At 63.0% G+C, this 15325-nt stretch carries 12 protein-coding genes; 4 read left to right on the top strand and 8 right to left on the bottom strand.

Annotation, left to right across the window (positions count from 1 at the left end; all coding sequences use genetic code 11):
• Positions 1–57 precede the first annotated feature (57 nt).
• The 5 genes from ABI796_RS16015 to ABI796_RS16035 form a co-directional block, all read right to left on the bottom strand.
• Complete coding sequence (locus ABI796_RS16015; RefSeq protein ID WP_141281019.1) at positions 58–2880, bottom strand: molybdopterin-dependent oxidoreductase; 2823 nt, start codon at positions 2878–2880, stop codon at positions 58–60.
• Complete coding sequence (locus tag ABI796_RS16020; RefSeq protein ID WP_141281017.1) at positions 2870–3805, bottom strand: FAD binding domain-containing protein; 936 nt, start codon at positions 3803–3805, stop codon at positions 2870–2872. Before ABI796_RS16020 ends, ABI796_RS16015 begins: the two co-directional genes overlap by 11 nt.
• Positions 3796–5058, bottom strand: coding sequence for an XdhC family protein (locus ABI796_RS16025; RefSeq protein ID WP_141281015.1), 1263 nt, complete (start codon positions 5056–5058; stop codon positions 3796–3798). The genes ABI796_RS16020 and ABI796_RS16025 overlap by 10 nt, the downstream gene beginning before the upstream one ends.
• A 346-nt stretch (positions 5059–5404) precedes the next feature.
• The gene (locus tag ABI796_RS16030; protein ID WP_141281013.1) at positions 5405–6979 is read right to left on the bottom strand and encodes an NCS2 family permease; all 1575 of its coding nucleotides are present in this window, start codon (positions 6977–6979) and stop codon (positions 5405–5407) included.
• Positions 6980–6985: 6 nt separating this feature from the next.
• Positions 6986–7480, bottom strand: coding sequence for a nucleoside deaminase (locus tag ABI796_RS16035; RefSeq protein WP_011776019.1), 495 nt, complete (start codon positions 7478–7480; stop codon positions 6986–6988).
• 423 nt (positions 7481–7903) lie between these two features.
• Here ABI796_RS16035 and ABI796_RS16040 point away from each other — a divergent pair, with 423 nt between their 5' ends.
• On the top strand, positions 7904–9247 hold the full coding sequence (locus ABI796_RS16040; RefSeq protein ID WP_141281011.1) for an 8-oxoguanine deaminase: 1344 nt from the start codon (positions 7904–7906) through the stop codon (positions 9245–9247).
• An 87-nt stretch (positions 9248–9334) separates the two neighbouring features.
• On the opposite strand, the gene ABI796_RS16045 is transcribed toward ABI796_RS16040, so the two are convergent.
• Together ABI796_RS16045 and ABI796_RS16050 are read right to left on the bottom strand one after the other, a co-directional pair.
• Complete coding sequence (locus ABI796_RS16045; RefSeq protein WP_141281009.1) at positions 9335–10267, bottom strand: type IV toxin-antitoxin system AbiEi family antitoxin domain-containing protein; 933 nt, start codon at positions 10265–10267, stop codon at positions 9335–9337.
• Between the two features lie 229 nt (positions 10268–10496).
• Positions 10497–10673 (bottom strand): hypothetical protein, encoded by a 177-nt coding sequence (locus ABI796_RS16050; protein WP_014922716.1) that lies wholly within the window; start codon positions 10671–10673, stop codon positions 10497–10499.
• 371 nt (positions 10674–11044) lie between these two features.
• Between ABI796_RS16050 and pucL the strand changes: the two genes are divergently transcribed.
• The 3 genes from pucL to ABI796_RS16065 all read left to right on the top strand — a co-directional run bounded on the left by pucL (position 11045) and on the right by ABI796_RS16065 (position 14376).
• On the top strand, positions 11045–11959 hold the full coding sequence (pucL, locus tag ABI796_RS16055; protein ID WP_174754456.1) for a factor-independent urate hydroxylase: 915 nt from the start codon (positions 11045–11047) through the stop codon (positions 11957–11959).
• Between the two features lie 175 nt (positions 11960–12134).
• Positions 12135–13643 (top strand): nucleobase:cation symporter-2 family protein, encoded by a 1509-nt coding sequence (locus ABI796_RS16060; protein WP_141281007.1) that lies wholly within the window; start codon positions 12135–12137, stop codon positions 13641–13643.
• Positions 13644–13830: 187 nt separating this feature from the next.
• Positions 13831–14376 carry a DUF2867 domain-containing protein gene (locus tag ABI796_RS16065; RefSeq protein WP_141281005.1) on the top strand — a complete coding sequence of 182 codons (546 nt, stop codon included), beginning with the start codon at positions 13831–13833 and terminating at the stop codon, positions 14374–14376.
• A gap of 64 nt (positions 14377–14440) precedes the next feature.
• Here the strand turns inward: ABI796_RS16065 and ABI796_RS16070 are convergent, their stop codons facing one another.
• On the bottom strand, positions 14441–15196 hold the full coding sequence (locus ABI796_RS16070) for an IclR family transcriptional regulator (protein WP_011776026.1): 756 nt from the start codon (positions 15194–15196) through the stop codon (positions 14441–14443).
• Between the last annotated feature and the right edge of the window lie 129 nt (positions 15197–15325).

The following is a 15325-nucleotide window of genomic DNA, read 5'->3' on the forward strand; positions in this document are numbered from 1 at the left end:
TAGCGGATCAGGCCGTTCCCAAGGCTGGGAACGGCCTGATCTGCGACCCAGTTGGATCTAAACGGGGGCGGTGGTGCGATCCCGGAGCGCAAGGTAGATCTTGTCCCGCGCAATGGGCAGCTCGCCGAAACGGATGCCCGTGGCGTTGCGGATGGCGTTGGCCAGGGCTGGGGCCACGGGGTTGAACGGGCTCTCACTCATGGACTTCGCACCCAGCGGCCCGGTGGAGTCGTTGGTGGTGGCGAAGTACACCTCGCTCCGGGGCACGTCCGCGAACGACGGTATGTGGTACTGCCGCAGGATGTCCGTGGTGACGCGTCCGGCGTCGTCCACTTTCACTTCCTCATACAGCACCGCGCCGAGGGCCTGGGCAATACCGCCCTCGATCTGGCCCCGGCACTGCCGTGGGTTCACCACCACACCGGCGTCGGCAGCCTGAACACTTTGCAGGATCCGCAGCTCGCCTGTGCCAGTATTCACCGCAACCCGGAAGCCGTGGACGTTGAACGCCACAGACCTCGGCGTCCCTCCCCAGTTTCCATCCGTGGCGAGCCGAACGCCTTGCAGCCGGGCGGCGCTGACGATTTCGGTCAGCGGCACCGTACGGTTTCCACACTGCACAGCTCCGTCCACCAGCCGGCAATCGGTGATGGCGGCTCCGGTCAGCGAAGCGGCAACGGTCTGGATCCGGGTGGCAAGCTCCAGCGCCGCGCCGAGCGTCGCCTTGCCTGCCACTACGGTTCCGGCCGAACCAAACGCGCCGGTGTCGTGCTCCACGAGGTCGGTATCGGACTGCCGGACGGTCACTTGTGACGCTGTAGTGGCCAAGGCCGTTGCAGCCAGCTGCGCGTGGACGGTGGTGGTGCCGTTCCCGAATTCGGCCGTACCGACGTCGACGGCGAACCTTCCGTTCGCTTCCAGGCTCACCCGGGTGTGGGCAAAGTGGCCGCGGGGCGGAACGGTGTCGATCATGGACAGGGCAGAACCCTCACCCACCACCCAGTCCGGCCCGAGGTCATCAAGCCCGGCAGCCCGGTAGCGTTCCTTGCCGCGGTCCAAAGCATCCCGGACCAAGGAAACACACTGGTCCAGGCCGTAGCTTCCGTAATGGACGTCTTCCTCCGGCTCGGGCGTGGTGGAGAGCATGTGATCACCCGGGCGGACCATGTTCTTGAGCCGGAAGTCCAACGGATCCATGCCGATGCCAATAGCGAGCTCATCAATGGCCGATTCGATCGCGAAGATCATCTGGCTCAGCCCGTAGCCGCGGAAAGCACCCGCAGGAACGGTGTTGGTGTAAACGGCGTGGGCATCCACTTTCTTGTTCACGCACTTGTACACAGCCAGCGACTCACCACAACCGTGGAACATCACACCGGGAGCGTGGTTTCCGTAGGCCCCGGTGTTGGTGAGGACGTTCAACTGCAGCGCCGTGAGGGAACCATCGCGGCTTGCCCCAGCTTTGAGGTGGATGGTGAACGGGTGCCTGGTGGTGGTTGCCGTGAACTGCTCCGTGCGGGTGAATTCCAGCTGCACCGGCCTCCGCAGTGCCAAGGCAGCAAGTGCCACCAGGTCCTCGGTGAGGACTTCCTGCTTGCCGCCGAAGCCGCCGCCCACCCGGCCGGCCACCACGCGGATGCTCTCCGGCGCCAGGTTGAACACCCGGCTCAGGGTGCGCTTCACCAGGAAGGGAACCTGGGTGGAGGAACGGATCATCAACCGGCCCTGTTCATCCACCCACGCGATGGAAGCGTGGGTTTCCATGGCTACGTGCTGCACGCGCTGGGTTTGGTACGTGTGCTCGTGAATGAAATCCGAGGCAGCAAAGCCGTCTGCCACGCTGCCCAGCTCGGCATGGACCTCGGCTACTACGTTCTGGAGCGGCCGAGAAATGCGGGAGAAAACCCCGTCCTTCTCACCGTGGATAGCCGGAGCCCCGGGAAGGATGGCCTCTTGGGGGGTGAACACCGGCTGAAGGAGCTCGTATTGAACCTCCAACGCCCGGGCACCCGCTTCTGCTGCACCCACTGACTCGGCCACCACCGCGGCAACCCGCTGCCCGATGAAACGCACCACGTTGTCCAGCACGCGGGTATCGTCCGGGTCGTCGGTGTAATTCTCATGCTGGGCGCTGGAGAACAAGAGCTGGGGCGCATCCTCATGGGTGAAGACCGCCACCACGCCGGGAACCGCAAGAGCCGGTGCCTTGTTGATGGACACGATCCGGGCGTGCGCGTGCGGCGAACGCAAGAGCTTCATGTGCAGCAGGCCCGGAAGATCCTCGGCCGGAACATCAAGGGCGTAGCGGGCAGTTCCGGTGACCACGGCGTGGCCGGCGGGCGCGGGAACGTTGTCCCCGAGCTGGCCGGGAGTCGCTTCCACAGCGGCCGGTTTTCCTGCGGCTGGTGCATGCGCCCCCGAAACGTCAGCGCCGGCGTCGTGCTGGTGGTCGCCGCCATGACCGCAGACAGCGTCCGCAATGGAGCGGTAACCGGTGCAGCGGCACAGATTGCCCTTGAGGTTGCGGGGCAGGTTGGCGCGTTGCTCGTCGTCGAACGTTGCGGCGGTCATCATCATCCCGGCGGTGCAGAAGCCGCACTGGAAGCCCTGGGCCTCGAGGAACTGCTCCTGCACAGGGTGAAGACCGTCCGCGGAAGCGAGGCCCTCAATAGTGGTCACGGCCTTGCCCTCGGCGCGGACGGCCGGGTAGATGCAGCTGTGTACAGGTTGGCCGTCCACGTGCACGGTGCAGGCGCCGCAGTCACCCCCGTCGCAGCCCTTCTTGACGCCGAAGTTGCCTTCCTCGCGAAGGAAGGTCCGGAGGCATTGTCCGGGGCGGGGTGTGGCCTGCGAGGCAGAACCATTGATCTCAATTGCCATTGCGGGCCTCCTTCTGAAGGTTCGGGACGGCTGGTTGGGTGGAAGGCTGCGGCGAAGTGGCATGTGGGGGCCAGAAGTCGCCGGATATGGTGATGGATTCGCCCAGCAGCTCGGCCCGGATTTCCTCGGCCAGCTTGAACGTCATGTCCCGCCGCCAGGCACGAAGCCCGTGGATGTCATCGTGGTACAGCGGCCAGGGAATGGAATCGCCGACGGCGTCAGCCAGCATCCCGGCGTCGGGAACCTGCCCGGCGGGGAACCTCAGCTGTACCGGACGTTTGGTGGACGCGGTCACCGTGATGACCAGGCCGCCGTCGGGGTCCAGCCGCCCGATCAGCAGCACACCGGAGCGGCCAAGGTTGCTCAGGGACAAACGCCGGAAAGCGACGCGGGCGGACAGTGCTGACGCAGGCAAATGGATGCTGCGGAGCAACTCCCCCGGCGCGAGCGAGGTCTGCATGTCCCCCGTAACAACGTCCGCCACGGGGACCTCCCGGCTGCTGCCATCCGGGCTGAAGATGGTGGCCAGGCCGTCCAGTCCCGCGCACAGCGAAGTCATGGGCCCGGCGGGCAGGCCAGTGCAGATGTTGCCACCCACCGTGGACATGTTCCAAATCTTGAACGAGGCCACAAACGAGTCGCAGCACGGGCGGATCAGAGCCAATCCAGGCCATTCACGTTTGGCTGCTTCTGTGGATACGGGCAGGGCGTAGAGCTCGGCCACTGTGCACGTTGCGGCCAGTTCGATTCCGGCATCGGAGACAGTAGTGGCAGGCCATTCCGCTTGGCCAAGGTCAAGAAGCCGCTTCAAAACGGTGCTGCCGTAGGAGAAGAGGACAGTGCCTCCGGCGAGCCAGGCGTCGCCGTCGCGCCATTGTGCCGGGTCCGTAGTGGGGACCACGGCCTCGATCGTGTTCATGTCCATGGGTCCTCCTGAGTGAGGTGTTGGGTAGCCGTCGGGATCGGGGATGGATTAACCGGGGCTGGGTGAATCGGTCCGGTGCTGTCCCTGAGGGAAGGGAAGCCGGGGGCCTGGGAAGTATTGGGGCCGGAACCGCGCTCGGCGATGATTTCTGCCGCGATGGACACGGCTACCTCGGCCGGAGTCACTGCGCCAAGGTCCAGGCCGATGGGCGAATGAAGGCGCTCCAGGAACTCCAACGGCATGCCCGCCTCCAGCAAGGCGTCAACCCGTTGCCGATGGCTGCGCCGGGACCCCATGGCCCCAACGTAGGCCAGCTTCAATCCGAGGGCGCTCTGAAGCAAGGGAATATCAAACTTGGGGTCGTGCGTGAGAACGCACACTACTGTGCGGGCGTCGATGCGTCCCGCTGCGGACTCGGCTTCCAAATAGCGGTGCGGCCATTCGGTCACCACTTGATCCGCCCCGGCGAAACGGCTTTGCGAAGCGAACGCGGGCCGCGCATCGCACAGGGTGACGTTGTAGCCGAGGAGCTGCCCGGCAGGGAGTAACGCCGCCCCGAAGTCGTTGGCACCGAAGATCACCATCCGTGCGGCCGGCAAACGGCTCTCAATGAACAGGCTGATCGGTTCAGGCTGGACATCTTCGCGCGGGGGCAGAGCCAGCCTTTCCGTGGTGACCCAGCCGTCGATGCATCCCTCCGGTGGCGCCAGGCGGACCAGACCGGTGCGGCCGCCTTGGAGCAGTGGCTCCACCTGGGCAGCAGCGGCGAAGAGTGTGGAGGGGTGGTCGCCCAACAACCTGGCGAGCTCCTCCGATTCCATGGCCCGGAACCGCAGGGGATCATGGACCACCATGACGCCACCGTGGGAATCGAGCCGACGTATCAGGGCTGCAGGGCGCCGAGCTTCGGAGAACATGGAAAGTTCAGCCGAGCCGGCCTTGAGCGGCTGGATGTGGACTTCCAGTTCCCCTCCACAGGTGAGTCCCGCCGCGAAAGCGTCCTCGGAACTGTACCCGAACGACTCAAGGCGGGGGCCGCCGTCGCGGATTGCTTCCAGGGCGGCCTCCACCACGGCACCTTCAACGCAACCTCCGGACAGGCTGCCCAGGATTTCGCCGTTTTCGGAGACCATCATGGACGTCCCCAAGGGCCGGGGCACGGAACCGCCGGTCCCCACGATCGTGGCCACAGCACACAGTTGGCCGGAGACCGCAGGCCGCCAGCTGCCCAGTGAAGGCATCAGATCCAGCATGGCAACACATCCTTATTCCAGGTGTCCGGCCAGGTAGCCCGGCCGGAGCAGTGCGCGATCTTGCCTCATATTCTCATTTCCAGAGGATGTTGAGGGGTAGTCGCGGTTAATCAGTAAAAGTTCAATCAGTAAGAGTTCATAGGAACGGGGGCAAGGGCTTCATCTCCCTGCCCCCGTTCCCTGACGGAGCGCCCGGTCACCAGCCGCCGCCCGCCGTCGTGCCTTTTCCAGTCCGTATAGTTCGGGAAGGATCACGACGGCGGACGCCTATTCGTGCGGTGGGTACCGGCGGACCGCCGATCAGAGTGCCGGATAAGTACCCGCCGGCGCGGGATGCGGCTCCGGGCTAGACGCCCATCAGCGCGTTGATGGGGCCGCGGGCAAAGTAGATGATGAACCCCGCCGTGACAACCCACATAAGCGGGTGGACTTTCTTTGCCTTGCCCGACGCCGCACTGATCACTGCGAAGGAGATGAATCCCACGCCGATGCCGTTGGCGATGGAGTACGTCAGCGGCATGGTCACAATGGTCAGGAAGGCCGGGAGGGTGATGGAGAACTTGGTGAACTTGATCTCCCGGATCTGCGCCATCATCATTGCACCCACTACCACCAGGGCCGCTGCTGCAACTTCCAAGGGCACCACCGAAGTGAGCGGCGTGAAGAACATGGAGCCCAGGAACAGCAGGCCGGTAACCACCGAGGCCAGGCCGGTCCGTGCGCCTTCGCCAATTCCCGCAGCCGAATCGATGTACACGGTGTTGGACGAACCGGACGTTGCGCCACCCACCACTGCGCCCATGCCTTCAACAATGAAGGCAGACTTCAGCTTGGGGAACGTGCCGTCCTTGTGTGCCACGCCTGCGCTCTTGGCCAGGCCCGTCATGGTGCCCATGGCGTCGAAGAAGTTGGTGAACACCAGAGTGAAGACCAACATGGTGGCTGCCAATCCGCCGATCCTGGCGAAGGAGCCGAAGAGATCAAACTGGCCCACCAGGCTCAGATCCGGGACGGACACCAGCCGGCTGGAAAGGATAGGCACGTTGAGGTGCCAGCCGCCGGGGTTGTCCGCGGAGCCGGGGCCGATGCGGAACACGGCCTCGGCAACAGCGGCGAGGACAGTGGTGGCGACGATGCCGATCAGCAGGCCGCCCTGAATCTTGCGTGCCACGAGGATGCCCATGGTCAGCAGTCCAATGATGAAGACGAGGGTGGGGATGGAGGTGATGGAGCCGTTATCCCCGAGCTGGACCGGCGGGCCGGCCGTTGTTGCGCGAACGAACCCGGAATCCACAAAGCCGATGAAGGCAATGAACAAGCCGATGCCAACGGTGATGGCGGCCTTGAGCTCCTTGGGTACTGCTTTGAAGATTGCCGTCCGGGCACCGGTAGCACCGAAGAGGACAATCAGGATGCCGTTGATGACCACCAGGCCCATGGCTTCGGGCCATGTGACTTCCTGAATGACTGCCACGGCAAGGAAGGAATTGATGCCCAGACCGGCGGCGAGGCCAAAGGGAAGGTTGGCGATCAGGCCGAAAATGATGGTCATGACGCCGGCGGTCAGGCCTGTAACAGCACCTACCTGTGCAGCTGAAAGCCAGCCGCCAGCTACGTCTGTAGGGGCATTTTCCGCTGAGAAGCCACCCAGAATGAGTGGGTTGAGGATGACGATGTACGCCATGGTGAAGAAGGTGACCAGGCCGCCGCGGAATTCACGGGCCAGCGTTGAGCCACGCTTTGAGATCTGGAAGAACTTGTCCAGAAAGTTCGGGGGCTTGCCGTTACCGCCGGCAAGTCCGGTTGCTGTGTGCTTTGCCGCTGTGGGCTCTGCGCTGTCGCCTCCATGGGGGAAAAGCGCAGCCTGCTTCTCAGCGGCTGTCTGCATTTCTGCATTGTCCAGGGTATTCATGTCAGCCACCGGGCCCTAGTAATCAATCCTGGAATCAAGCGTGTTCCATGTGTTGAACGGCTGGAGGGCCTCCGGAGCCTGGGGGTCGCCCAGTTCCAGCTTGGCTACCGGCATCAGCGCGTCCCGGTTGTCGTTCTCGAAGTACTCGTAGAAGACGGCGTCGTCGAAGCCCACGGATGCGGCGTCGTGACGGTCTGCGGCGAAGAACACGCGGTCAACGCGTGCCCAGAGTGCGGAGGCCAGGCACATGGGGCATGGCTCGCAGCTGGTGTAGAGGGTTGCTCCGCTGAGATCGAAGGTTCCCAGTTCGCGGCAGGCGTTACGGATGGCCGTGACTTCTGCGTGTGCGGTGGGATCGTTCGTTGCGGTAACGCGGTTGACGCCTTCGAAGGCTCGTCCGTCCGCGGTGACAATGACGGCCCCGAACGGGCCCCCACTGTTGAGGACATTGGCTGTAGCCAGCTCAATGGATGTGGCCAGGAATTGCTCGGCCGTGACGGTTGTACTCATGTTGCGACTTCCTTAGTGCTGAGGAAGCCAGGTGACCTGTTTGGGGGCGCTACAGAGAGGAGCTCCAGTTAGCTTGGTTACCAGGCTTCAGCATGTGCGATGAAGGTTAAGTTGCGCCTGGTAGATAGCTTCCCGAGGTCCGGGTGCCCGCCTTTGGCAGTTAGAGCGTAGCACCGGGTTTGTGAGCCGCGCCATAGTTTTTTGAAAATTTAATTTCGTCATACGAAATTACTTATGGGGCGGGCTTGCGCCGGCCCTGGTGCCCGAATGTGACCGGAACCCGCCCGCAAGCGTTGACGGCCGCCGTCGACCATTTTACGCTTTTCGGACTGGGCCGCGTTCTGACGGTCCGGCAACCTGGATCAGCAGACAGGGCCTAACTGAGCTGGAACGCGTACACGCCGACCAGACAAGGAACCTGTCATGACCCCACTTTGGATCAAAAACCCGCTGGGTATCTTCACCGCAAACGAGCACGACGCCGGCGGCGGCCTGGTTGTTGCCGACGGCAAAATTCTGGAGCTGGTGCCTTCGGGCGGGCAGCCCTCTTCTCCCGCAACCGTCTTTGACGCGTCCGGCCATGTGGTGCTCCCCGGGCTCATCAACACCCACCACCACTTCTACCAAACCCTCACCCGCGCGTGGGGTCCCGTGGCCAACGCTCCCCTGTTTCCGTGGCTGCAAAACCTCTACCCTGTGTGGGCCCGGCTCACCCCGCGCAGCCTCGAACTCGCTGTGCAGGTGGCGCTGGCTGAGCTGTTGCTGTCCGGCTGCACCACCGCCGCCGACCACCACTACCTCTTCCCCGACGGCATGGAAGACGCAATCGACATAGAAGTAGCCGCCGTCCGCGCCATGGGAATGCGCGCCACGTTGACCCGCGGGTCCATGACCTTGGGAGAGGACGACGGCGGGCTGCCGCCCAGGACCACAGTCCAGTCACCTGAAGCGATCCTTGAGGACAGCGAACGGCTGATTCGTCAGTATCACCAGACCGGCGATGGGGCTGTTGTGCAAATCGCGCTGGCCCCCTGCTCACCCTTCTCCGTGACCAAGGAAATCATGGCCGAGAGCGCCGCCATGGCCGAACGATTCGACGTCCGGCTGCACACTCACCTTGCCGAAACCATTGACGAGGAAGACTTCTGCAAATCCATGTTTGGACTGCGGACCGTGGATTATTTGGAGTCCGTGGGCTGGTTGGGCAACCGGACGTGGCTTGGACACGGCATCCACTTCAACGACGACGAGATCGCCAGGCTGGGAGCCGCGGGCACCGCCGTCGCGCACTGCCCCACCTCCAACATGCGCCTCGCATCCGGCACCGCACGCGTCCTGGAACTTGAGGCAGCGGGCGTTCCCGTGGGGCTGGGAGTGGACGGTTCGGCGTCCAACGATGCCTCCAACATGATCCTCGAAGCACGGCAGGCCCTGTACCTGCAGCGACTCCGTTACGGCGCCTCCGTGCCCGTGGAGCGGGCACTGGGGTGGGCGACCCGTGGATCCGCCGCAGTTTTGGGGCGCTCGGACATCGGGCAGCTTGCCCCCGGCCTGCAGGCGGACCTGGCTCTGTTCAAGCCCGACGAGCTGCGCTTCTCCGGAAGCCACGATCCTGTTGCGGCCTTGTTGCTCTGCGGGGCGGACCGGGCAGACCGGGTCATGGTGGGCGGTGCTTGGCGGGTTGTTGACGGTGCCATTCCTGGGCTGGACGTTGCCGGGCTCATCGCGGAGCACTCAGCGGCGGCGCGGAAGCTGATTGCGGGGTAGCTGCCGGGTAAGGGCGGCGCCTGCCCGATTCGATGGCTTGCTGCGTATTAGACGGTACGAGCCGTCTAATACGCAGCGAGTCGTCTATCAGGGTTTGCTGAGAGCCCGGAGCACGCGCATCTTGAACTCTTGCTCGTGGAACAGATCCCGCCATTTGATGCGAAGGAACGTCCAGCCGAGCTCCATCAGGGCCTTTTCGCGCAGCCGTTCCCGAAAAATCACCTCGTCCACGGGCGCATAGTCGAAGTACTTGGTCCGCCCGTCAAACTCCAGAGCCACTTTCTTCGCGCGCCAGGCCATGTCAATACGGTGCCGCCCCTCAACGGTGTCCACTTCGACCTGGAGTTCCGGTGGCTGGATCCGCAGCCGTTGGAGCAGCTCCCGGCATAACGTCTCACCCGGAGATTCCGAGCGGGCATCGGCATTGTCCAGTGCACGCCGCAGCGCAAGTACTCCGTTTCTCCCGGCAAGCGCTTGGCACTTTTCCCACAGTTTGGCGGCGTCAACTCCATACCGAAGGGCGTGGTCCATCAGTATCAGCGACTGCCGGTAGTTCAGCATCAGGCAGCAGTCAACCACCGTACGTTCGAGAGACGTGCACGCCAGTCCGTCTGCTTGGATGACATCACCAACTCCGAGCAAAGTGGAATGAGCCACCACTCCGGCGGCATGGGAGACGGGTGAGGGCGTCTTCTCCTGAGTTACGTGCACTTGGTCATCCACGTCCCAGAGGAACAACCGGTGGAGGCGCGCAGCAGAGGTGTGGCTGTAGACCAACCCGCCACCCGACGTCGTGAGCGTTCCGTGGGCGTGGGCAGCGATGAGTTGCCGGCTGCGCACCCATGGTTTTTGGGCGGCCCAGATGCTGCCGCGGATGTAGCAACCGCGGCGGAGCCTTACCAGCAATCCTCCCCGCACCAGCGCGGCTATGGCCCGGGCATTGAATCCGGCCTCGTTGAGTTCGGAGGTACGCCACAAATCTTTGCCGGAGGGGAGCTCCCTAAGGTGTGTTTTGGTCATAAACCAAGCTTCGTCAAGCTCCCAGGCCCCGGACAGGTGTGCTCGTCCTTATGTGGAAAAGTCCGCATAGACGGCTTGCTGCGGGTTAGACGACTCCTGCCGTCCAAGGCGCAGCCAGCCGTCTAAACGGCGGGCGGGCAGCGGAAAGGCGGGCAACACCTCCCCAGGTGCTGCCCGCCTCGTTGGCTCTGTTGCGCAGAGTCCGCGCCCGTTGGATGCAGGAAAGATCCTAGGGGCGCTGCCGGCCGAACACCGGGAGTGCGCGCAGCCAACGGGAGAACCCGCCGGCCTTGCGGTCACAGTCGGCCGGAATGTAGAAGTCCGGATCTGTGGCACCGAAGGGCAGGTACAGCTCCTGACCCGGCGCCGGGAATTCCACGACGTTGTTCGTATCCTTCGAGTCCATCTGTTCCTCCTCTTTCTGGTGCACTCAGTTTTCCGTACTCCGGAAATCTTTTATTGTTATGTGGAAAGTGTAGGCAGGCCCGAAACGAGGCGTCAAGACCCCATGCGGAGCAAAGCGAGTTGCCGCGGTCACATTTGGATGCTTCATAACGATCCTTCGAAACCCGTATACACAAGACGAAATAGTGCGCTACTCTCGAATTAGTTCGTGGCGTAGGTCACGTAACCTGAGAGCAGCAGGCAGGGTCGTAATGAGCTGGCATCAATGGATGTCGGCTCTTTTTTGTTGGGTCGGCGCCACCAGAAACGCAGTGGAAACACGCGCTTAATTTCATTGATGGAACCTAGGTTCCACCTCACAGAAGTTGGGATATGACCATGAGCAACAACATCGTCCTCGGCGAAAACCAGTACGGCAAAGCAGAAGTCCGCGTCGTCAAGGTCACCCGGGATACGGACCGCCACCACATCGAAGACCTGAACGTCACCTCGCAGCTGCGCGGCGACTTCCAGGCCGCCCACCTCGAAGGCGACAACGGCCACGTTGTTGCCACCGATACCCAGAAGAACACCGTCTACGCATTCGCCCGTGAAGGCGTAGGCTCACCGGAGTCCTTCCTGCTTCGCCTCGCAGACCACTTCACCGGCGGGTTCGATTGGGTTACCGGCGGCCGCTGGGAAGCCGAAGCCTACAGCTGGGATCGCATCCAGGCCCACGGCGAGGGACACGATCACAGCTTCGTCCGCAACGGACAAGAGGTGCGTACCGCCGTCGTCGTCCGTGATGGCGCAACCACGCACCTGATTTCCGGTCTCAAGGACCTGACAGTCCTGAAGACCACGCAGTCCGGCTTTGTTGGCTACCCGCGCGACAAGTACACCACCTTGCCGGAGACCACCGACCGCATCCTGGCCACCGATGTATCCGCCCGCTGGCGTTACAACACCAACCTGGACTTTGCCGGCACGGACTTCAACAAGAGCTACGAGGACATCAAGGCCCTCCTGCTTGAAGGCTTCACGGAAAACTACTCCCACGCCCTGCAGCAGACGCTGTTCGACATGGGCAAGAAGGTCCTGGAAGCACACAGCGAAGTGGATGAGATCAAGTTCTCCATGCCCAACAAGCACCACTTCCTGGTTGACCTGAGCCCGTTCGGCCTGGACAACCCCAACGAGGTCTTCTTCGCCGCGGACCGTCCGTACGGCCTCATTGAAGCAACAGTCCAGCGCGAGAACATCGACGCTGCGCCGGTTGCCTGGAGCGGCATCGCCGGCTTCTGCTAAACCGCACTAAACCGCACTAAACCCGCATCACCCCAAGGTTTTGTGTGCAGGTCCCCCCAACGGCGCCCCGTAAAGGCCGGACCTGCACACAAAGCCAACCCCAAAACCAAAGATTTTGTTAGCCAGACACAGTTAGCCAGACGAAGACGTCTGCCATGAACCCAGAAAGTCTGCCATGAACATCAAGAAGAAATCCCGCCCTGCGAATACCACCTCCTCGCAGGCCCACAAGCCGGAACGGCCCGAGGATAAGCGTCTCTCCATTGGAAGCACCTTCGCTTACGGCTTCCAGCACGTCCTCACCATGTACGGCGGAATCATTGCACCCCCGCTGATCATTGGTGCAGCTGCCGGCATGTCCTCCCAGGACATCGGCCTCCTCATCGCCGCTTGTTTGTTCGTTGGCGGCCTGGCCACCATCCTGCAGACCGTTGGCATTCCGTGGTTCGGTTCGCAGTTGCCTCTGGTCCAGGGTGTTTCCTTCGCCGGTGTTTCCACCATGGTGGCGATCGTTCAAGGCGGCGGCGGGATCCAGGCGGTGTTCGGCTCGGTCATTGTGGCCTCGCTGATCGGCCTGGCCATCACTCCCCTGTTCTCCAAGATCATCAAATTCTTCCCACCGGTGGTCACAGGAACGGTCATCACCACCATCGGCCTGACACTGATGCCGGTGGCAGCGAACTGGGCCATGGGTGGCAACGCCAAGGCAGATAACTACGGCAGCATGGCCAACATCGGCCTCGCGGCAGCAACCATGGGTGTAGTCCTGCTCCTGAGCAAGGTTGGCAACGCTGCCATCTCCCGGCTTTCCATCCTGTTGGCCATGGTGATCGGCACCATCATCGCGTTCATCGCCGGCATGGCTGACTTCTCCAAGGTGGGCCAGGGCGACATCGTCGCATTCCCCACGCCGTTCGCTTTCGGCGCTCCCACCTTCGAAATCGCTGCGATCATCTCCATGCTGATCGTCATCCTGGTGACCTTGACCGAGACCTCGGCGGACATCATTGCAGTGGGCGAGATCGTTGACACCAAGGTTGACTCGCGCCGCATCGGCGACGGCCTCCGCGCAGACATGCTCTCCAGCGCCATCTCCCCGCTGTTCAACTCCTTCACCCAGAGCGCCTTCGCCCAGAACGTGGGACTTGTGGCCATCACGGGCATCAAGAGCCGGTTTGTGGTCAGCGCCGGCGGCCTCATCCTGGTGATCCTGGGCCTCCTTCCCATTCTGGGCCGCGTTGTGGCAGCGGTTCCGACGCCCGTGCTGGGCGGTGCCGGCGTGGTGCTTTTCGGTACGGTGGCAGCCAGCGGTATCCGTACCCTGGCCAAGGTTGAGTACAAGAACAACATGAACCTGATCATCGTGGCAGCATCCATCGGCTTCGGCATGATCCCCATCGCGGCACCGTCCTTCTACGACGCCTTCCCCTCCTGGTTCTCCACGATCTTCCACTCCGGCATCAGCTCGGCCGCCGTCATGGCAATCCTGCTGAACATCCTCTTCAACCACCTCAAGGCCGGCAACTCGGACAACCAGTCAGTGTTCGTTGCGGGCACTGACAGGATCGTCAGCGAAGAGGACATCAAGTGCCTCAGCGAAGGCGACCGCTTTGAGAACGGCAAACTGATTGATGCCGACGGCAAGGAAGTCCCGCTCAAAACCTCCAGCGCCTCAGAGCACTAACTCCAACAGGCGCAGGTAACAAAAGGCGGCAGTGGTTCCTTGGGGGACACTGCCGCCTTTTGTCGGCTCACAGGGCATGCGGACGCATGCGGTCGGCAGGAAATGTACGACGCCGGAACCCGGCCCCGCGGGCAGCTCACCGTCCCAGCCCGCTCACTTCAAGAGCAGGCCACCGTAGGATCAGGCCATGACCGAAGAGTCCAGGACCCAGCAAGCCGGAACCCCATCGACTGGAACACAGGAAGCGGGCACCCAGCCAGCTCCGTGCTTCCATTCACTGGCCTTCCGGGAGATCCCCAAGCCGGACTATGCGGACGTTTGCCTGGCCACGCTCCCGGACAGCGCAGGCACGGACACAGGCACGGACACAGACCCCACGGAATGGGCGGAGCGGCTGTTCTCCCTGGACTCCATGCCGCGTTGGGTTTCCGCCGCCATGGGTTTGCGCCAGGCACTGGTCCCTTTGATCGGCGTTCCCAAGGCACCACGGGACACCTTCAAAGTGACGGACCAGTCAGGTGAGGAAGCGCTGATCTACGTCCGGGACAAACACTTGAACTTCGCAGCGGCCGTGGGCGTGGACCCGGTGAGCCGGCTGATCCGGGTGACTACCGCCGTCGAGCTTAAAGGGTGGCGCGGGAAGCTGTACTTTGCCGTGGTGCAGCCGGTTCACCCGCTGGTGGTGAACGCGATGCTGAAGAAGGCCACGCGCTCAAAACCCGCGCCGAGGTAGCAGAAACGCCCATGTCCTGGGACATGGGCGTTAAGTGCCAACTGGGCGGAAGCGAACAGAAAAACTAGTTCTGGTTGAGCTCCGCGGAGATGGCCATGGCAGCCTCGCGCAGCATGGGCACGGCGCGGTCGGCGAAGCTCTGGTCCACACGGGTGATGGGTCCGGAGACGGAGATCGCGGTGGGAGTGGGCGCGTTGGGCACGGCCATGGCGAAGCAGCGGACGCCGAGCTCCTGCTCTTCCTCGTCAATGGAGTAGCCGCGTTCGCGGATGAGTTTGAGGTCTGCGAGCAGGGAGTCGATGTCCCCGATGCTCTTGGCCGTGGGGGTTGGCATGCCGGTACGGGCCACGATGCCGCGGACAACCTCGTCGTCCAGCTGGGCCAGGATGGCTTTGCCCACGCCGGTATCGTGCGTGTGGGCGCGGCGGCCCACCTCGGTGAACATGCGCATGGAGTGCATGGAGGGGACCTGGGCTACGTAGATGACCATGTCCGAGTCCAGCACGGCCATGTTGGAGGTTTCGCCGAGGCGTTCCACGAGGGTCTTCAGCTGCGGACGGGCCACGGCACCGAGCTGCTTGCTGGCACCTTCACCGAGCCGGATGAGCCGCGGCCCCAAGGCGTAGCGGCGGTTGGGCAGCTGACGGATGTAGCCCAGGGACACCAGAGTCCTCAAAAGGCGGTGAATAGTGGGCAAGGGCAGGTCAGTGGACGACGAAAGCTCGCTCAGCGTGACATCGCCGCCCGCGTCCGTGATCAGTTCCAGCAGTTCAAAGACGCGCTCAACGGACTGCACGCCTCCGGAGGCTTTTTCAGCCATTCCCTTGTCTCCAATGACTCAGATTCCGACAACTCTTATCCGCAGCGTGAAAAGAATTGCTTAGAACACCCAACATACAGCACAACCGGTACCTGCGCGATGACACCGAACATGACCAAGCAAGGGGTT

The sequence above is a fragment of the Paenarthrobacter aurescens genome, from assembly GCF_041549525.1.
In the GTDB taxonomy this organism is placed as follows: Bacteria; Actinomycetota; Actinomycetes; order Actinomycetales; family Micrococcaceae; genus Arthrobacter; species Arthrobacter aurescens.